Here is a 17,019-nt window from a genome sequence, read left to right on the forward strand (position 1 = left end):
AAAAAACGCTCGCCAGATCGCGGGCGTTTTTTTTAACCCAAGGCGTAACCCCAGTGGCAGGCACAAAGTGCCTGCCACTAGTTTCATCCGGTTGTAATATAAGCAGATGCACCCAAATCTCTGGCCCTTACTTGGCGTCGCCGTGATCGTTCTCGGTTTCCTGCTGCGCCTTCATCCCGTCCTGGTTGTCGCTGCCGCCTGCTTTACGACCGGTTTTGCGGCCTTCATGCCCATCGACCACCTGCTTGCTTCGCTCGGCACGGCCTTCGTCAAGACCCGCAACCTGCCCATGATCTATTTGCTGCCGCTGGCGGCAATCGGACTGCTGGAGCGCTTCGGCTTGCGCGAGTATGCGCAGTCTGCGATCTCGAAGGTGCGCTCGGCGACAGCGGGGCGCCTGCTGATCGTCTACCTCGCCATCCGCGAATTGAGCGCCGCGCTGGGACTGACCTCGCTGGGTGGACACCCGTCGATGGTGCGGCCGCTGGTCGCGCCGATGGCGGAGGGGGCGGCCGAGCAGCGCCACCCGGATCTGACGGAAGAGCAGCGCTTCCGCGTGCGCGCCATGGCGGCGGCCACGGACAATGTCGGCCTGTTCTTCGGTGAAGACATCTTCGTGGCTTTTGGCGCCATCGTGCTGATGCAGACCATTCTGCGCGCCGAGGGCATTGAAGTCGATCCGCTGCGCATGGCGATGTGGGGCATTCCGACGGCGATCAGCGCCTTCATCATCCACGCCTGGCGCTTGCACCGGCTGGACGCTTACCTCGCGAGGCCGCGATGATTATTCGCGTCGAATACTTCTACTGGCTGCTCGGCGTGATGCTGGCGCTGGTGTCGGTGATGTCCGCCATGGACCGCACGAATCCGCGCCGCTGGACCACGTCGCTGTTCTGGGCGCTGTACGCGATCATCTACATTGCCGGCGACCTGCTGCCGCCCGTGGTTGCGGGCGCCATGATGGTGGTGATGGCGCTGCTGGCCGGCTTTGGCGGCGTCCGCAGCGGCAAGCCGGACACGCTGCCGGAGGATCAGCGCCGCGCCAGCGCAGCGCGCCTCGGCGGCAAGCTGATTCTGCCCGCATTGATCATCCCGGCCGTGACCATGATCGGCTCCACGCTGCTGAAAGGCGTGCAGATCGATGGCGCTTTTCTGCTCGACCAGAAGAATCTGACGCTGGCCTCTTTAGGCTGCGCGGCAATCGTCGCCGTCGCCGTGGCTTGCTGGCTGACGCGCGCCTCGCCGCTACAGGCCGGCCGCGAGTCGCGCCGCCTGGTGGATGCAATGAGCTGGGCGCTCGTGCTGCCGCATATGCTGGCGGTGCTTGGCCTGCTGTTCACGGAGGCGGGCGTCGGCAAGGCGGTCGCCCACATTACCACCTCGTATATCGGACTGGAATCACCGTTCGTTGCGGTGGCCGTGTACTGCATCGGCCTGGCCCTGTTCACCATCGTGATGGGTAATGGCTTTGCCGCTTTCCCTGTGATGGCGGGCGGCGTTGGCATTCCGGTGCTGGTGCACCAGTTCGGCGCCAATCCCGCCGTGATGGCTGCCATCGGCATGTTCAGCGCCTACTGCGGTACGCTGATGACACCCATGGCCGCGAACTTTAATATCATTCCCACCGCACTGCTCGACCTGCCGGACCGCCATGCCGTCATCAAGGCGCAAATCCCGACCGCGCTGGCGCTGCTGCTGGTGAATATCTTCCTGTTGTATTTCCTGATGAAGTCATGAAGACCGTATTGCTTACCGGCTTTGAGCCGTTCAACAAAGAGACGATCAACCCCGCCTGGGAAGCCGTGCGCGCGCTGGAAGGCTGGCGCGAGAAGGACTTCGCGGTACAGATCCGCCAGCTCCCCTGCGTGTTCGGTGCGGCCATCGATACCATGCGCGCCGCCATCGCTGAAGTGCATCCCGTGCTGGTGATCGCTGTCGGCCAGGCGGGCGGCCGCGTGGACATGAGCATCGAGCGCGTTGCCATCAACGTCGACGATGCGCCAATCAAGGACAACCGCCAGCAGCAGCTGGTCGATCAGCCCATCGTAGCGGACGGCCCGGCAGCTTACTTTTCCACGCTGCCGATCAAGGCCATCGTGCGCGAGCTGCGCGCGGCGGGGCTGCCTGCTTCAGTTTCGCAGACGGCTGGCACCTTCGTGTGCAACCACGTGTTCTATGGCTTGATGCACGCGCTGGCCGGACGCAAGGACGTGAAAGCAGGCTTCATCCATATCCCATACCTGCCGGAGCAGGCGGCAGCGCATCCCGGTGCGGCCAGCATGTCGCTGAACAGCATGATCGAAGGCCTGCGCGTCGCCGTACGCGCGGCGCTCGCGACTGATGCGGACATTGCCGCCGCCGGCGGCGCGACGCATTAATCGCGGGCTGGCGGGCGCAGGATGTTGAGGAAGGCGCGCACCACGGGCGCGTCGTCCAGCGTGGTGTAGGTGATGTAGAGGTTGGCCGACGGTGGATTGCGCAGCGGCAGGAAGACCACGCCTGGCCAGCCGATGCGGCTGGTCGTTTCCGGCATCAGCGTCACGCCCAGGCCTGCACCGACCATGGCCAGCAGGGTTTGCGGTTCATTCGCTTCCTGGAAGATGGTGGGCTGGAAGCCGGCCTTCACGCAGCACTGGATCAGGTAGCGCGGGAAGGACGATTTATCCAGCGCCAGGGTCAGCATCGGCTCGTCGGCGATGTCTTTCAGCTCGATCGATTCCTGTTTGGCCAGCGGATGATGCTCATTGACCGCCACGCAGATATTCTCGCGGAAGCACAGCTCCTGGCGCATATTGTCGCGCTTCAGTTCATCCTCTTCCAGCTTCGGTTCGCGCCAGAAGCCCACATCGATCTGCTTGGCACGCAGGGCGTCGTACTGCACGGTGGGGCCGAGTTCATGGATGGTCCAGGTCACGCGCGGGTATTTGCTCTGGAATTCTTCGAGCATGCTGGGAATCGGTCCCCACATCGCGGAGCCCACGATGCCCACGCGCAGGCGGCCCACTTCGCCGCGGTCGATCTGGCGCACGGTGTCAATCGTCATGCGCATCTTGCCCAGCAGCTCGGAGGCCTCCTGCATCAGCGCCTTGCCTGCCACCGTCAGTTCGAAGGTGCGGGTAGTGCGCGCAAACAGTTTCACGCCCAGTTCCGCCTCCAGCTTCATGATCTGCTGGCTGAGCGGCGGTTGCGAAATATGCAGGCGTTCGGCGGCGCGGCTGAAGCTTTTCTCTTCAGCGACGGCGAGGAAGTATCGGAGCTGTTTGAGATCGATCGACATAGGTTTGATCAGCTAATCAGGGCACGTGCCAGTTCGGCGCCCACACGCGCATTGTTTTTGACAAGCGCGATATTCGTCATCAGGCTACGGCCTTCGGTCAGGGCCTTGATGCGCGCCAGCAGGAAAGGCGTCACTTTCTTGCCGGTGATGCCGTTTTCTTCCGCTTCCTGCAAGGCCTGCACGGTGATGCGGTCGATTTCCTCCTTCGGCATGGCATCGGCTTGCGGCACCGGCGCGGCAATCACCGCGCCGCCTTTCAAGCCCAGCTGCCATTTGGTGCGCAGGAAGGCTGCCTGGTCGGCGGCGCTGTCCAGCTGGAAGTCTGCATTGAAGCCGCTCTCGCGCGTGAAGAAAGCGGGGAAGCCTTGCTGCCCCACGCTGACGACCGGCACGCCCTGCGTTTCCAGATATTCCAGTGTAAGGCCGATATCGAGGATGGACTTCACACCCGCACACACCACGGCCACATTGGTCTGGGCCAGTTCCTGCAGGTCGGCCGAAATATCCATGCTGGTTTCCGCGCCGCGGTGCACGCCGCCGATACCGCCGGTGACGAACACGTGGATGCCCGCCAGCTGCGCGCAGATCATGGTGGCGGCCACGGTGGTGGCGCCCAGCTTGAACTGGGACAGCACATAGGCCAGGTCGCGGCGGCTCACCTTCAGCGCATCCGGCGAATTACCCAGCAACTCAAGCTGTTCGTCGGTCAGGCCGATGCAGATCTTGCCGCCGATGATGGCGATGGTGGCCGGCACGGCGCCGTGGTCGCGCACGATCTGTTCGACTTCGCGCGCGGTCTGCACATTCTGCGGATACGGCATGCCGTGCGAGATGATGGTCGATTCCAGCGCCACAACTGGCTTGCCGGCTGCGCGCGCATTGGCGACTTCGGGAGAGAAGGAGAGATATTGCTGCATGATTCAGTCCCTTTCGAGAGGAGTGTGCGCGCCCAGCTTTTCAGCGGACAGCGCGGGCGATACGGTATGCGGGCTTTCCAGCGTGAGCGCCGCTGCCAGCAGGCCGCGTTCGCAGGCCAGGTGCAGATCGCTCGATTCCTGTACCAGCGACCAGCAGACGGCGGCCGAGAAGGCATCACCGGCGCCGGTGACGTCCACCACTTTTGCATCGTGCGCCGCCAGCCAGTGCAGGCCTTCCGGCATGGTGTGGTAGACGCCTTGCGCGCCGCAGGTGACGATCACGTCTTCAGCACCATCGGCACGCACTTCGCGGCAGGCTTCCTGCACATCGGCTTCGGTCGGCAGCGAACGGCCCACACGCGTTTCCAGTTCGCCGCGGTTCAATATTAAGAGCTTCAGGCCACGCAAGTCGCGCGGCAGGCGCGCCATCTTTGGCTGCGATACCGCCACGATCACCAGCGGCACGCCGCTCTCGCGCGCCTCGGCCAGCAGCAGGGCGATGGAATCGTGCGGCAGGTTCAAGTCGGCCACCACCATGGCGGCAGCATTGCGCAGCGGCTGGCGAGAGGACAGCACGGCCGGCGTCAGCATGTCGTACAGCGCCATGTCGGCCAGCGCGACCACCAGCTCGCCGCGCGCATCCAGGACGGCGGTGTAGGTGCCGCTGCCCATGCCGTTCAGCTGCAGGGTGCCTGCCATGTCGATGCCCGATTCCTCGGCCTGCGAGCGCAGGGCGCGGCCGGACGAATCGTCGCCGAGGGCGGTAATCATGGAGCAGGGCAGGGCCAGGCGGGCCAGGTTTTCAGCAATATTGCGCGCCACGCCGCCAAAGCTTTCCTCGGCGGTGGCCGGATTGGAGGTGCCCATCTGCAGCGGCTGATTGGGACGCAGCTTGCGGTCCAGGTTGGCTGCGCCGATGCACAGCACGGGACGGCGGTCGGGCAGCACGTAGGCGCGGCCCAGCAGGCGGCGCTCGCGAATCAGGGTGGCGATATGCCCCGCGACGGCGGAACGCGACATCGATAGCTGCTCGGCCAGCTCTTGCTGGGAGATGAAGGGATTGGCGCGGATCAGGTCCAGCAGCTGTTCTTTACGGGAGAGCTCGCTCACGGAAAATCTCGATAAACATTTGTTTGTGATGCTAAACATTTGTCCAGCTAGTGTCAATTGAGGTGTTCCACTATAATAGAAACCAATTTATATCTATCTCATATAAATGGCAAAGAAAAATGGTATTTGCCATACATATAGACGATGATGCATAGTGTCGTGGTACGTTCGTACGCCCGCCCCATACCCAATATAAAAACGAGGAATACAGCAATGTCTAACACCCCATTTCAGGCAGCCGCCATCATTCGCGCGCGTATGCCGGCGAACTTCCAGCCGCGCGCTGCGCTGATCCTGGGCTCCGGCCTGGGCGTGCTGGCCGAGCAGATGGCCGACGCAGTGGCGATCGGCTTCGACGAGCTGCCGGGTTTCCCGATCTCCACCGTGCATGGCCACGCCGGCCAGCTGGTAATGGGTACGCTGGCAGGCGTGCAGGTGGTCTGCCTGAAGGGCCGCGGCCACTTCTACGAAGGCTACGGCATGGGCGTGATGACTTCCGCCGTGCGCACGCTGAAGCTGCTGGGCTGCGAATTCCTGTTCGTGACCAATGCGGCCGGTTCGCTGCGTCCTGAAGTGGATGCGGGTTCCCTGGTGGCGCTGAACGACCATATCAACTTCCTGCCTGGCAGCGCGATGATCGGCCCGAACGACGAACGCTTCGGCCCGCGCTTCTTCTCCATGGCCAATGCCTACGATGCGGATCTGCGCAAGCTGCTGCAGTCGACCGCGGCGGAACAGGGCATCACCTTGCACGAAGGTGTGTACATCGCTTACCCAGGCCCGAATTTCGAAACGCCTGCCGAAATCCGCGCCTTCAAGACGCTGGGCGCCGATGTGGTGGGCATGTCGGTTGTGCCGGAAGTCGTACCGGCCCGTCACTGCGGCCTGAAAGTGGTTGGCTGCTCGGTAATCACCAACCTGGCGGAAGGCATGTCGCCATTCCCGCTGTCGCACGAACAAACCCTGAAATACGCCGCCATCGGTGCTGAGAGCCTGATCAAGCTGATGCTGGCTTACCTGGCAAACGTGGCCAAAACACCCAAGGCCTGAACCGAGTGGCTGCCACGATGTGGCAGCCACTTGTTTTTTGCCCCTGGTTTTCATTCATATCGAGGCTTACCATGTCACGCGCCTTCATCCTCCTGTTAGATTCCTTCGGCATCGGCGCCACGCCGGATGCGGACAAGTACGGCGATTCCGCCACCAACACCTTCGGCCACATCGCAGCCTGGGCTGCGAAAGAAGGCAAGCCAATGAGCCTGCCGACCATGGAGGGCCTGGGCCTGGCCGCCGCGGCGCAAGCCGCCAGCGGCGAATGGGCTGCCGGCTTCGCGCAGCGCGAAGGCTTCAAAGGTGCTTACGGCGCGGCGCGCGAACAATCGACCGGCAAGGATACGCAGAGCGGACATTGGGAAATCGCCGGCGTGCCGGTGACCTACGACTGGGGCTACTTCCCCAAGACCGTGCCGTCCTTCCCGAAAGAGCTGACCGACAAGCTGCAGGAACTGACTGGCGTGCCGGGTTTCCTGGGCAACTGCCACGCCTCCGGCACCACCATCATCAATGAGCTGGGCGATGAAAGCGTCGCTTCCGGCAAGCCGATTCTGTACACCTCCGCCGACTCCGTGCTGCAGATCGCTGCGCACGAAGAGCACTTCGGCCTGGAGCGCCTGTACGATATGTGCGAGAAGGCGTATGAACTGGTGAAGCCTTACAACATCGGCCGCATCATCGCGCGTCCCTTCGTAGGCGCCAACGGCGACTACAAGCGCACCGCCAACCGCCACGACTACGCCGTGCCGCCGCACGCGCCAACCCTGCTGGACCACGTGAAGAACGAGGGCGGCGAGGTGATCGCGCTGGGCAAAATCAGCGATATCTACGCTGCGCAAGGCGTGAGCCGCGTGGTGAAAGGCCCGGACAATATGGCCCTGTTCGACGCGCTGCTGAAAGTGCAGGACGAAGCAGGCGACAAGTCCCTGACCTTCGTCAACTTCGTGGACTTCGACCAGGCCTTCGGCCACCGCCGCGACGTGGCGGGCTACTCGAACGCGCTGCACGAAATGGATGCGCGCCTGCCTGAATTCATCGCCAGGCTGAAAGACGGCGACCTGTGCGTGATCACCGCCGACCATGGCTGCGATCCGACTTCGCCAGGCTCCGACCACACCCGCGAACACATTCCTGTGATCTTCTTCGGCCCGAAAGTGAAGCCTCAGCCGCTCGGCATTTCCGAGACTTTCTCCGACATCGGCCAGACCATCGCACATCACCTTGGCGTGAAACCTCTTTCCAACGGAACCAACCTCCTATGAGCAATATCACCGACTTCAAGCGCAACGAGCCGCAAGGCCTCGATTTGGGCTGGCTCAATCACATCCACGTGAACAAGGCCGCCGCGGACCGCCGCGCCGCATCGCTGGCGAACCGCCGCACCGTCAAGAAAGAGTACCAGGCCGCCTGGCTGGTGAAAGCCATTGAACTGATCGATCTGACCACGCTGTCGGGCGACGATACGCCAGGCCGCGTCGAGCGCCTGTGCATGAAGGCCATGCGTCCGCTGCGCACCGACCTGGTGGAAGCACTGGGCCTGCAGGACCGCAATCTGATGACCGGCGCCGTCTGCGTGTACCACGAGATGATCCAGCACGCGGACAAGGTGCTGAAAGGCCGTCTGCCTATCGCGGCGGTGTCGACCGGCTTCCCGGCCGGCCTGACGAATATGGAAACCAAGGTGCGCGAAGTTGAGCTGAGCGTGGCGGCCGGCGCGCAGGAGATCGACATCGTGATCACCCGCCAGCACGTCCTGACCGGCAACTGGCAAGCCCTGTACGACGAAATGCTGGCCTACCGCAAGGCCTGCGGCGAAGCCCACGTGAAAGCGATTCTGGCGACCGGCGACCTGGTCACACTGGAAAACGTGGCGAAAGCTTCGTGGGTCTGCATGATGGCAGGCGCGGACTTCATCAAGACCTCGACCGGCAAGGAAGGCGTCAACGCCACCATCCCGGTATCGCTGGTGATGGTGCGTGCAATCCGCGAATACTACGAGCGCACCGGCTTCCAGGTGGGCTACAAGCCGGCTGGCGGCGTGAGCTCCGCCAAGTCGGCGCTGCAATACATGACCGTGATGAAGGAAGAACTGGGCAACGAATGGCTTGAGCCGCACCTGTTCCGTATCGGTGCATCGAGCCTGCTGACCGACATCGAGCGACAGCTGGAGCACCACGTGACCGGTGCCTACTCCGCCGCCCATCGCCACGCGCAACCTTAAGAAGACATCGCCATGCCAACTATTAACGAGATCCTCAACACCATGGACTACGGCCCCGCACCAGAAAGCCAGAAAGAAGCGCAAGCGTGGCTGGAGCAGCGCTCCCGCAAATTCGGCCTGTTCATCGACAACGCATGGACCGAGCCGGGCGAGACCTTCGCGTCCAACAATCCGGCCGATGGTTCCCAGCTGGCCGAACTGACCCAGGCGACCGCCGCTGACGTCGACCGCGCCGTCGCTGCCGCACGCGCTGCGCTGCCGGCCTGGCAGGCACTGGGCGGCCATGGCCGCGCCAAGATCCTGTACGCGATCGCGCGCTTGATGCAGAAGCACTCCCGCCTGTTCGCCGTGCTGGAAACGCTGGACAACGGCAAGACCATCCGCGAAACCCGCGATGCCGACCTGCCGCTGGTGGCGCGTCACTTCTACCACCACGCCGGCTGGGCCCAGCTGCTGGACGAAGAATTCCCCGCGCACCGCGCCGTGGGCGTGGTCGGCCAGATCGTGCCGTGGAACTTCCCGCTGCTGATGCTGGCGTGGAAGATCGCACCGGCACTGGCGGCCGGTAACACCATCGTCTTCAAGCCTGCCGAATTCACTCCGCTGAGCGCCATGCTGTTTGCCGATATCTGCGTACAGGCCGGCGTGCCGGCGGGCGTCGTGAACATCGTGACTGGCGACGGCCGCACCGGCGAAGCCATCGTCAAGCACGCTGGCATCGACAAGCTGGCCTTCACCGGTTCCACTGAAGTTGGCCGCATCATCCGCGAAGCCACCGCCGGCACCGGCAAGAAGCTGTCGCTGGAACTGGGCGGCAAATCGCCATACATCGTGTTCGAAGACGCGGACCTGGACGCCGCCATCGAAGGCCTGGTTGATTCGATCTGGTTCAATCAGGGCCAGGTTTGCTGCGCCGGTTCGCGGCTGCTGGTGCAGGAATCCGTCGAACAGCGTTTCCTCGCCAAGCTGAAATCCCGCATGGACAATCTGCGCCTGGGCTCCCCGCTGGACAAGTCGATGGACATCGGCGCCCTGGTCGATCCGATCCAGCGTCAGCGCATCGCTGGCCTGGTGGACTCGGCGCGTACCGAAGGCTGCGAGATCTATCAGCCGGCCGGCTGCGAAATCCCGGCTTCCGGTTCCTGGTTCCCGCCGACCCTGATCACCGGCGCATCGACTTCGGCTGCCGTGGCGCAGGCTGAAATCTTCGGCCCGGTGCTGGTGGCAATGAGCTTCCGCACTCCGGCGGAAGCCGTGCAGCTGGCGAACAACACCGTGTACGGCCTGGCTTCCTGCGTGTGGACCGAAAACATCTCGCTGGCGCTGGACGTGGCGCCGCAGATCAAGGCCGGCGTGGTGTGGATCAACACCGCCAACCAGTTCGACGCAGCCTGCGGCTTCGGCGGCTACAAGGAATCCGGCTACGGCCGTGAAGGCGGCCGCGAAGGCATGTTCGAATACCTGGTGCCGGTGTCGGAAGATGCACGTCCGGCAGCACCAGTGTTCGAGAAGCCGGCCAAGGCCAAGGCCGCGCAGACCATCGCTGCCGATCCGTTCGCGATCGACCGCACCGCCAAGCTGTACATCGGCGGCAAGCAAGCGCGCCCTGACGGCGCCTACTCCCGCGCCATCCACGGCGCCGATGGCAAGTTCATTGGCGAAGTGGGCGAGGGTAACCGTAAGGACATCCGCAACGCCGTGGAAGCTGCTCACAAGGCGACCGGCTGGACCAAGGCAACTGCACACAATCGCGCGCAAGTGCTGTACTACATTGCTGAAAACCTGGCTGCCCGCGGCGAAGAATTTGCTGCGCGTATCGCTGCGCAAACCGGCGCCAAGAACGCCGAGAAGGAAGTTCAGGCTTCCATCGAGCGCCTGTTCTACTGGGCCGCCTGGGCGGACAAGTACGACGGCCTGGCACACCAGCCGCCGATGCACGGCATTACCGTGGCGCTGAACGAAGCGATCGGCGTGATCGGCATCGTGTGCCCGAACGAGAATCCGCTGCTGGGCTTTGTGTCGCTGGTGGCGCCGGCTATCGCCGTGGGCAACCGCGTGGTGGCTGTGCCTTCCGAGGCGCATCCGCTGTCGGCCACGGACCTGTACCAGATCTTCGATACGTCCGACCTGCCGGGCGGCGTGGTGAATATCGTGACCGGTTCGGCTGATGAACTGGCGCGCACCCTGGCGGCTCACTCGGATGTGGATGCGATGTGGCGCCACGACGGTTCGGCTGAAGGCTGCGCGGAAGTGGAGAAGCTGTCGGCCGGTTCGCTGAAGCGCACCTGGACTGGCGGCGCCAAGGGCCGTGACTGGTTCAGCACTGCGCAGGCAGGCGGCCGCACGGTGCTGGCCCATGCTTCGCAGGTCAAGAATATCTGGATTCCATACGGCGTCTAAAACCAACGGCGTGAAGCAGGTGGCTGCCACATCGTGGCAGCCACCAGGGTTCCGCCTCGGGTTTTTTCAAATGAAAAGAGAATAAAAAATGTTCCTCCCACAGGAAATCATCCGCAAAAAGCGCGACGGCGGTGCGCTGAGCAAGGAAGAGATTCAGTTCTTCGTCAAAGGCATCACCGATAACAGCGTGAGTGAAGGCCAGATCGCGGCATTGGCAATGGCTGTCTTCTTCAACGACATGAACATGGACGAGCGCGTCGCCTTCACCCTGGCCATGCGCGATTCCGGCGAAGTGCTGAACTGGAAGGATCTGAACCTGCCAGGTCCGGTCATGGACAAGCACTCCACCGGCGGCGTCGGCGATGTCGTGTCGCTGATGCTCGGCCCGATGATTGCAGCCTGCGGCGGCTTCGTGCCGATGATTTCCGGCCGTGGCTTGGGCCACACCGGCGGTACGCTGGACAAGTTCGATTCCATTCCGGGCTACTCCACCGTGCCGACCAACGAGAAGTTCCGCGAGGTGGTGAAGGAGGTCGGCGTGGCCATCATCGGCCAGACGGCATCGCTGGCGCCGTCGGACAAGCGTTTCTACTCCATCCGCGACGTGACCGCGACCGTGGAATCGGTGGCCATGATTACCGGTTCCATCCTGTCCAAGAAGCTGGCGGCAGGCCTGGACGTGCTGGCAATGGACGTGAAGGCCGGCTCCGGCGCTTTCATGCCCACTTATGAGAAATCGGTAGAACTGGCCGAGTCCATCGTCAAGGTGGGCAATGGCGCGGGCACGCTGACTTCGGCGCTGCTGACCGATATGAACGAATCCCTGTCCCCATGGGCAGGCAATGCGCTGGAAGTACGCGGCGCCATCGACTACCTGACCGGCAAGTTCCGTCCAGCGCGCCTGCATGAAGTGACGATGGCGCTGTGCGCCGAGATGCTGGTGCTGGGCAAGCTGGCCGCCAACGAAACGGAGGCCCGTGCCAAGCTGCAGCATGCGCTGGATTCCGGCGAAGCGGCAGACCGCTTTGCGCGCATGGTCAAGGCATTGGGCGGTCCGGCTGATCTGGTGGAGAATATGGACCAGCACCTGGAGAAGGCGCCGATCGTTATTCCGGCGCCGGCACTGCGTTCCGGTTTTGCGTCGCAGACTGTTTGCCGCGATATCGGCCTGGCCGTCGTCTCGCTGGGCGGCGGCCGCAAGCGTCCAACCGACGCGATCGACTTCGCCGTCGGCCTGACCGATCTGGTGGAACTGGGCCAGCCGGTGCAAGCCGGCCAGCCGCTGGCCATGGTGCACGCCCGTACGCAGGAAGCTGCGGAGCAGGCCGTGCGCGAAATCCAGGCTGCCTACACCATCGCCGACGCAGCACCTGCCGCCAACAAGATCGTTTATCGCACGGTACGGCCATAAGAACCCACGGCGTAAAACAGGTGGCTGCCACATCGTGGCAGCCACCAGATCCACGCCGTTGGTTTTAAAGGGAGCAAACAATGAACAATGAACAGCTGATCGTCGAAGCCAAAGCCGCGCGTCTGAAGGCATACACGCCATACTCCAACTTCAAGGTCGGCGCGGCGCTGCTGACCAAGGACGGCAAGGTCTTCCACGGCTGCAATGTGGAGAACGCGTCCTATGGCCTGTGCAACTGCGCCGAGCGCACCGCCTTCTTCAGCGCGGTCGCTCACGGCTATCGGCCGGGCGACTTCGACAAGCTGGTGGTGGTTGGCGAAACCGAAAGCCCCATCTCTCCTTGCGGCGCCTGCCGCCAGGTGACGCTGGAAATGGGCGGCAACAGCCTGCCGGTTGTGCTGGCCAATCTGAAAGGCGACATCCGTGAAACCACGGCCGCCGAACTGCTGCCGGAAGCTTTCGGCGGCTGGGACCTCAAGAAGTAAAACGGATGAAGCGCACGATTGACGTTCAGGCAGCGGTGGCCATTGCGGCCTCCGAAGCCATTGCAGCGAAAACCCAGGGCACCTTTGGCGTCGGGGGAGTGATGCTCGACCAGAGCGGCAACGTGCTGAAGTCGCTGCACAATAACGTCATCAAGCATGGGCTGATCTACGACCCGACCGCGCATGGCGAACGCCAGTTGATTGACTGGTACTACGCCGAGCGTGCCAAGGGCCGCGAACTGCCGCCGCCCGAAGAGATCACCATCGTGACCTCGCTCGACCCATGCTGCATGTGCGCAGGTGCGATTCTGGCCGGTGGCTTCAACGTGCTGGTGGCCGCGCCGGACGCCAGCGCCGGCATCAACCATCACGGCACGGGCTATTTCACTTCGCTGCCGAATGGGCTGCGCCCGAAAGCGGAAGAGACGTTCGCCTATCCCGCTGTACTGGGCAGCTCCTCCTACGCGCGCCGCAGCGCAGGCGCAATGCCACGCTCCTTCTTCATCGGCAAGACGATTTCGGAACCGACTCAGGCACTGTGCTCGCTGGTGTTCGAAGCCACCAGCCCTGGTGTGATGGAGCTGTTCAACGTCGATCCTCCGCACGATGAATTGAAAGACCCGGCCACGCTGCCGGAAGATCATCCCATCGTGGCCGCGCTGAAGCGCACTTTCCCGGATGCGCTGACCTACAAGTGCGCACCGCGCCGTCCCGATGCGGGACTGGCGCCATATCTGCATCAGGCGCGCCTGCGCGACAAGGGCATGGCAGGGAAGGGCGATGCAGTCGCGTTGCTGGACTCTTTCGGTAACCTGATCCTGTGCAGCCACGGGCGCCACACGCATTCCGGTATCCGCACCGCCTTCATGGAGTGCACCCGCGCTTACGCCCAGCTGCGCTACAAGCTGATGGAAGGCGCCGATGCCGCAACCCGCGCGGAAGTGCGCCAGTACCTCGGCCATCCGAAAGACGGCACCTTTGTGTTTGCAGTAGGGCCGGATGAAAGCGCGCTCAGTTTCATGAACCTGGGCGCGTATGGTTCAACGATGGAAGGGCCGCTGCCGGAAAATAACCAGTGCCAGTTCCAGTATGTGACGCCGGGCATGCCGGAAGAGCAGCTGCACGCGCTGTGCGGCCGCCTGCCTCCGCTGTATAGCCAGAAAATTGGTATTCGCCCGGTACAGGTGCAGGACCGGGCTTTGGTGGAAGCGCTCGAAACTTAATCGTGCTTGTCGAAGGACGCAGCGGTATCCATCTGCATCATTCCGAAGATATTGCCGTCCGGGTCCTTCGCATACGCCAGCCAGCCCACGCCGGGTACCGGCATCTTGGGCACAGCCACCACGCCCTGTAGTTCTTTCAATTGCGCCAGCGATTTGTCGAGATCCTCGACATCCACCGTGCAGACAAACGCATTCACGCTCGCTCCTTCCTCCGGGCGTGGTCCGCGGCGCGGCAACAGGCCGCCATTGATGCCCGGCTGTCCCACCTCGCCGGTGCCGACCAGCCAGTAATCGCCGCCTTCCCATTTGCTGAAGCTCCAGCCGAACATGCCGGCGTAGAAGTCGATCAGCTGCTGCGGTTCGGTCGCTTGGATTTCAAAGTGAACAGTGCGTCCCATTATTCATTGCTCCCAAGGGTCATAAGTGCCGATGCTCCAAACATGGCCTTCCGGATCGCGGCAGGTGAAACCGCGTCCGCCGTAGTCTTCATCTTTCAGCTCCATCACGATGGGCGCACCCGCCTTCACGCAGCGGGCGTGCACTTCATCGGCATCGCTCACCACGAGGTAGGCGCTTTGGGTGACGAAGCCACCGATTTGCGCCGGCTGTTTCATCAGACGGCCGTACTCGGTGTCGAAAATAGAGCTTAGCATGACCATGCCATTGCCATTGCCATTGCCATTGCCATAGGAAAGCTGGGCGTGGGCGATGGTACCGTCTTCATTGGGAACGATCAGTGTGGCCTCGAAGCCCAGCACCTTGGTCAGCCAGTCAATGGCGGCCGGCGCGTCGCGGTAACGCAGGCAGGGCATGATGGTCGCGCGCGTTTGTTTCGGAATAGTCGACATGTGTTCTCTCCCTGAAAAATGTGGTCAGGACGCGGCTGTCCAAACAATATAGACCAGGGCTGGGACGCGGGCAAGCGGGCGCGAGCTGGCTACATTTGCTGGAATAAATGAGTGTTGCCGCGGCTGACTTCCAGCTCTTCCGGGAAGTTGCGCACCTTGACCATTTGCCGTCCGCGCAGGTCGCGTGTGACCTCGGCGATGGCGTCCACGCGCACCAGCGTCGAGCGGTGGATGCGCCAGAATTCATTCGGATCGAGTTCGTCTGCAAGTTCTTTCAAGGTCTTGCGGATCAGGACTTCGCCCTGTTGCGTTTGTACCCTTGTGTACTTTTCATCTGCGCGGAAAAACAGGATTTCGCGGGTGCTGATCATGCGCAGGCTGTTCCCGACCTGGGCTTGAATCCAGTGCAGATAATCGCGGTCGGGCTTGCCAGTGGTCTGGCGGATCAGCTGATCCAGCTGGCGCTCGATATTGTTCGGCTGCTTGCCAAGGCGGGTCTGCAGCCGTCCGCACGCGAGCCTCAGGCGTTCGGCGTTGACGGGTTTGAGCAGGTAATCCAGTGCACCCTGTTCGAAGGCTTCAATCGCGTACTGGTCATAAGCGGTAATGAAGACGATGTGGCAGCGGTTGAACAGCATGCGCGCCGCTTCGATACCGGACAGGCCGGGCATGCGGATGTCGAGGAACACAATGTCCGGCTGGTGCTTGCCGGCCTGCGCGATGGCTTCGATACCGTTGTTGGCTTCGGCCACGATGGTGAGCTCGGGCCAGACTTCGGACAGTCGCTTGCGCAGCATGTCGCGCATCGGATCTTCATCGTCGGCGATAACGGCGGTGGCGGATGGCTGGCTCATGGTTTGGCGAAAATATCAGGTGCGAAAGGCAGGCGGATCGTGGCGCGGCAGCCGCCCTCCAGCGGGGTTTCGATGGTGAGCGAAGCACGCACGCCGTACAGCAGCTTGAGGCGCTCGCGGACATTGGTCAGGCCCACGCCATCGCCGGCATACATATTGAAGCCGACGCCGTCGTCCTGCACGTCGACCTGCAGGATGTTGTTATCCATGCTGGCGCGAATGTCGATGCGGCCGCCTTCGATCTTCGGTTCCAGTCCGTGTTTGATGCAGTTCTCGATCAGGATCTGCAAGGTCATGGCGGGGAAGCTGGCGCTTTCCAGTTCCTTCGGCACGTCGATCGACACCGCCAGCCGCGACTTCATACGTGCCTGCATGATGGCGAGATAGGAACGCGACATCTGAATCTGCTTGCCCAGCGTGCCATTGCCGCGCGAGCGCATTTGCGGCAGGGTGGAGCGCAGGTATTCGATCAGGTGCGTGTGGATCTTGGCTGCTTCCGGCGGATCGGTTTCGATCAGCTGTCCAATCAGAGCGAGCGTGTTGAACAGGAAGTGCGGTTCCACCTGTGCCTGCAGCGCGGCCATCTGCGCTTCGACCAGCCGGCGCTCCAGCGTTTCCGTGCCTGCCTGGGCGGATGCCTGGCGCGCTTCGATCTCCGCCTTGCGCTTGCCGCCCGCGAGAATCTTTAGACCGAGCGACAGGAAGATGAACAAGCCAGCCTGACGCGGATGCACCAGCGGCGTGGTCGCCAGGAGCAGGGCCAACACCCAGGTCACGACCAGTTGGCGCATTGGCACCTGCGCCAGCCAGTCGAAGAAGTTCCACCACAAGGAACTGGCGGTTTCGCCAACCTCGCGGACGAAGCTCAGGGCGTTGCGGGTACGGCTTCCCATCTTCTTACCTCCGGATGTGCTTGGCGGCGAAGAAGCCAATCACCAGCTTGGCGATCAGGAAGACGACGAACAGCGTCAATGCCAGCGGCAGAATGCTGACGAAGAATGCCACCACCAGCGCCATCGCCAGCAGCGAGGGCCAGGACATGCATTCCAGCGTACGCACGATATGGCGGCCGATGGCGATGAAGGCGTCCAGCACCTCATTCACGGTCTGCTTGAAGGTCTTGTTAATAGTTTTCATCGTTTGCTCCATGTAAATCGATGGTGCCAATGTACGCCTGGCGCTCTGGCCTGCCTATGGCTTTCCGATGAAACGTTGCTTGG

18 protein-coding genes are annotated in these 17,019 nt (G+C 62.7%); 10 read left to right on the forward strand and 8 right to left on the reverse strand.

The features are described from left to right. The first annotated feature begins 106 nt into the window (after window positions 1-106). From AB4Z19_RS14255 to pcp, 3 genes are read left to right on the forward strand one after another with little or no spacing between them, the layout of a single operon-like run. Window positions 107-784, forward strand: coding sequence for a DUF969 domain-containing protein (locus AB4Z19_RS14255; RefSeq protein ID WP_442035480.1), 678 nt, complete (start codon window positions 107-109; stop codon window positions 782-784). Beyond that, on the forward strand, window positions 781-1,737 hold the full coding sequence (locus AB4Z19_RS14260) for a DUF979 domain-containing protein (protein ID WP_442026713.1): 957 nt from the start codon (window positions 781-783) through the stop codon (window positions 1,735-1,737). The genes AB4Z19_RS14255 and AB4Z19_RS14260 overlap by 4 nt, the downstream gene beginning before the upstream one ends. Then, on the forward strand, window positions 1,734-2,378 hold the full coding sequence (gene pcp, locus AB4Z19_RS14265) for a pyroglutamyl-peptidase I (protein ID WP_442026711.1): 645 nt from the start codon (window positions 1,734-1,736) through the stop codon (window positions 2,376-2,378). Before AB4Z19_RS14260 ends, pcp begins: the two co-directional genes overlap by 4 nt. Here pcp and AB4Z19_RS14270 read toward each other — a convergent pair. From AB4Z19_RS14270 to AB4Z19_RS14280, 3 genes are read right to left on the reverse strand one after another with little or no spacing between them, the layout of a single operon-like run. Further along, the gene (locus AB4Z19_RS14270) at window positions 2,375-3,277 is read right to left on the reverse strand and encodes a LysR family transcriptional regulator (RefSeq protein WP_442026710.1); all 903 of its coding nucleotides are present in this window, start codon (window positions 3,275-3,277) and stop codon (window positions 2,375-2,377) included. The two genes, pcp and AB4Z19_RS14270, sit on opposite strands and share 4 nt — an antisense overlap. Window positions 3,278-3,285: 8 nt before the next feature. After that, window positions 3,286-4,194, reverse strand: a complete 909-nt coding sequence (locus AB4Z19_RS14275; protein WP_442026709.1) for a pseudouridine-5'-phosphate glycosidase — start codon at window positions 4,192-4,194, stop codon at window positions 3,286-3,288. Between the two features lie 3 nt (window positions 4,195-4,197). After that, window positions 4,198-5,304 carry a carbohydrate kinase gene (locus AB4Z19_RS14280; RefSeq protein ID WP_442035481.1) on the reverse strand — a complete coding sequence of 369 codons (1,107 nt, stop codon included), beginning with the start codon at window positions 5,302-5,304 and terminating at the stop codon, window positions 4,198-4,200. A 213-nt stretch (window positions 5,305-5,517) separates the two neighbouring features. Between AB4Z19_RS14280 and xapA the strand changes: the two genes are divergently transcribed. The 7 genes from xapA (at window position 5,518) to AB4Z19_RS14315 (ending at window position 14,097) form a co-directional block, all read left to right on the forward strand. After that, on the forward strand, window positions 5,518-6,354 hold the full coding sequence (gene xapA / locus AB4Z19_RS14285) for a xanthosine phosphorylase (protein WP_442035482.1): 837 nt from the start codon (window positions 5,518-5,520) through the stop codon (window positions 6,352-6,354). Between the two features lie 71 nt (window positions 6,355-6,425). Then, complete coding sequence (locus AB4Z19_RS14290; protein ID WP_442023641.1) at window positions 6,426-7,619, forward strand: phosphopentomutase; 1,194 nt, start codon at window positions 6,426-6,428, stop codon at window positions 7,617-7,619. Then, window positions 7,616-8,578, forward strand: coding sequence for a deoxyribose-phosphate aldolase (deoC, locus tag AB4Z19_RS14295; RefSeq protein ID WP_442023639.1), 963 nt, complete (start codon window positions 7,616-7,618; stop codon window positions 8,576-8,578). The genes AB4Z19_RS14290 and deoC overlap by 4 nt, the downstream gene beginning before the upstream one ends. A gap of 12 nt (window positions 8,579-8,590) precedes the next feature. Continuing rightward, window positions 8,591-10,978, forward strand: a complete 2,388-nt coding sequence (locus AB4Z19_RS14300) for an aldehyde dehydrogenase family protein (protein WP_442035483.1) — start codon at window positions 8,591-8,593, stop codon at window positions 10,976-10,978. Between the two features lie 88 nt (window positions 10,979-11,066). After that, window positions 11,067-12,389 (forward strand): thymidine phosphorylase, encoded by a 1,323-nt coding sequence (gene deoA, locus AB4Z19_RS14305; RefSeq protein ID WP_442023635.1) that lies wholly within the window; start codon window positions 11,067-11,069, stop codon window positions 12,387-12,389. An 80-nt stretch (window positions 12,390-12,469) separates the two neighbouring features. Beyond that, on the forward strand, window positions 12,470-12,874 hold the full coding sequence (locus AB4Z19_RS14310) for a cytidine deaminase (RefSeq protein WP_442023633.1): 405 nt from the start codon (window positions 12,470-12,472) through the stop codon (window positions 12,872-12,874). A gap of 5 nt (window positions 12,875-12,879) precedes the next feature. Further along, on the forward strand, window positions 12,880-14,097 hold the full coding sequence (locus tag AB4Z19_RS14315) for a nucleoside deaminase (protein ID WP_442023631.1): 1,218 nt from the start codon (window positions 12,880-12,882) through the stop codon (window positions 14,095-14,097). On the opposite strand, the gene AB4Z19_RS14320 is transcribed toward AB4Z19_RS14315, so the two are convergent. From AB4Z19_RS14320 to AB4Z19_RS14340, 5 genes are all read right to left on the reverse strand, one after another. Further along, window positions 14,094-14,495 carry a VOC family protein gene (locus AB4Z19_RS14320; protein WP_442035484.1) on the reverse strand — a complete coding sequence of 134 codons (402 nt, stop codon included), beginning with the start codon at window positions 14,493-14,495 and terminating at the stop codon, window positions 14,094-14,096. The genes AB4Z19_RS14315 and AB4Z19_RS14320 overlap by 4 nt on opposite strands. 3 nt (window positions 14,496-14,498) lie before the next feature. Next, window positions 14,499-14,945: a VOC family protein gene (locus AB4Z19_RS14325; protein WP_442023627.1), complete on the reverse strand. Its 447-nt coding sequence runs from the start codon at window positions 14,943-14,945 to the stop codon at window positions 14,499-14,501. 89 nt (window positions 14,946-15,034) lie between these two features. After that, the gene (locus AB4Z19_RS14330) at window positions 15,035-15,799 is read right to left on the reverse strand and encodes a LytR/AlgR family response regulator transcription factor (protein ID WP_442023625.1); all 765 of its coding nucleotides are present in this window, start codon (window positions 15,797-15,799) and stop codon (window positions 15,035-15,037) included. After that, window positions 15,796-16,692: a sensor histidine kinase gene (locus AB4Z19_RS14335; RefSeq protein ID WP_442023624.1), complete on the reverse strand. Its 897-nt coding sequence runs from the start codon at window positions 16,690-16,692 to the stop codon at window positions 15,796-15,798. Before AB4Z19_RS14335 ends, AB4Z19_RS14330 begins: the two co-directional genes overlap by 4 nt. 4 nt (window positions 16,693-16,696) lie before the next feature. Next, complete coding sequence (locus AB4Z19_RS14340; RefSeq protein ID WP_442023622.1) at window positions 16,697-16,936, reverse strand: hypothetical protein; 240 nt, start codon at window positions 16,934-16,936, stop codon at window positions 16,697-16,699. Between the last annotated feature and the right edge of the window lie 83 nt (window positions 16,937-17,019).

It is taken from the genome of Pseudoduganella sp. RAF19 (assembly GCF_052114165.1).
Classification (GTDB): domain Bacteria; phylum Pseudomonadota; class Gammaproteobacteria; order Burkholderiales; family Burkholderiaceae_D; genus Rugamonas.

What these genes read in the sequence shown, in the direction of transcription:
- AB4Z19_RS14255 (WP_442035480.1), top strand. Translation starts at nt 107, where the DNA reads ATGCACCCAAATCTCTGGCCCTTACTTGGCGTCGCCGTGATCGTTCTC.
- AB4Z19_RS14260 (WP_442026713.1), top strand. Translation starts at nt 781, where the DNA reads ATGATTATTCGCGTCGAATACTTCTACTGGCTGCTCGGCGTGATGCTG.
- pcp (WP_442026711.1), top strand. Translation starts at nt 1,734, where the DNA reads ATGAAGACCGTATTGCTTACCGGCTTTGAGCCGTTCAACAAAGAGACG.
- AB4Z19_RS14270 (WP_442026710.1), bottom strand. Translation starts at nt 3,277, where the DNA reads ATGTCGATCGATCTCAAACAGCTCCGATACTTCCTCGCCGTCGCTGAA.
- AB4Z19_RS14275 (WP_442026709.1), bottom strand. Translation starts at nt 4,194, where the DNA reads ATGCAGCAATATCTCTCCTTCTCTCCCGAAGTCGCCAATGCGCGCGCA.
- xapA (WP_442035482.1), top strand. Translation starts at nt 5,518, where the DNA reads ATGTCTAACACCCCATTTCAGGCAGCCGCCATCATTCGCGCGCGTATG.
- AB4Z19_RS14290 (WP_442023641.1), top strand. Translation starts at nt 6,426, where the DNA reads ATGTCACGCGCCTTCATCCTCCTGTTAGATTCCTTCGGCATCGGCGCC.
- deoC (WP_442023639.1), top strand. Translation starts at nt 7,616, where the DNA reads ATGAGCAATATCACCGACTTCAAGCGCAACGAGCCGCAAGGCCTCGAT.
- AB4Z19_RS14300 (WP_442035483.1), top strand. Translation starts at nt 8,591, where the DNA reads ATGCCAACTATTAACGAGATCCTCAACACCATGGACTACGGCCCCGCA.
- deoA (WP_442023635.1), top strand. Translation starts at nt 11,067, where the DNA reads ATGTTCCTCCCACAGGAAATCATCCGCAAAAAGCGCGACGGCGGTGCG.
- AB4Z19_RS14310 (WP_442023633.1), top strand. Translation starts at nt 12,470, where the DNA reads ATGAACAATGAACAGCTGATCGTCGAAGCCAAAGCCGCGCGTCTGAAG.
- AB4Z19_RS14315 (WP_442023631.1), top strand. Translation starts at nt 12,880, where the DNA reads ATGAAGCGCACGATTGACGTTCAGGCAGCGGTGGCCATTGCGGCCTCC.
- AB4Z19_RS14320 (WP_442035484.1), bottom strand. Translation starts at nt 14,495, where the DNA reads ATGGGACGCACTGTTCACTTTGAAATCCAAGCGACCGAACCGCAGCAG.
- AB4Z19_RS14325 (WP_442023627.1), bottom strand. Translation starts at nt 14,945, where the DNA reads ATGTCGACTATTCCGAAACAAACGCGCGCGACCATCATGCCCTGCCTG.
- AB4Z19_RS14330 (WP_442023625.1), bottom strand. Translation starts at nt 15,799, where the DNA reads ATGAGCCAGCCATCCGCCACCGCCGTTATCGCCGACGATGAAGATCCG.
- AB4Z19_RS14335 (WP_442023624.1), bottom strand. Translation starts at nt 16,692, where the DNA reads ATGGGAAGCCGTACCCGCAACGCCCTGAGCTTCGTCCGCGAGGTTGGC.
- AB4Z19_RS14340 (WP_442023622.1), bottom strand. Translation starts at nt 16,936, where the DNA reads ATGAAAACTATTAACAAGACCTTCAAGCAGACCGTGAATGAGGTGCTG.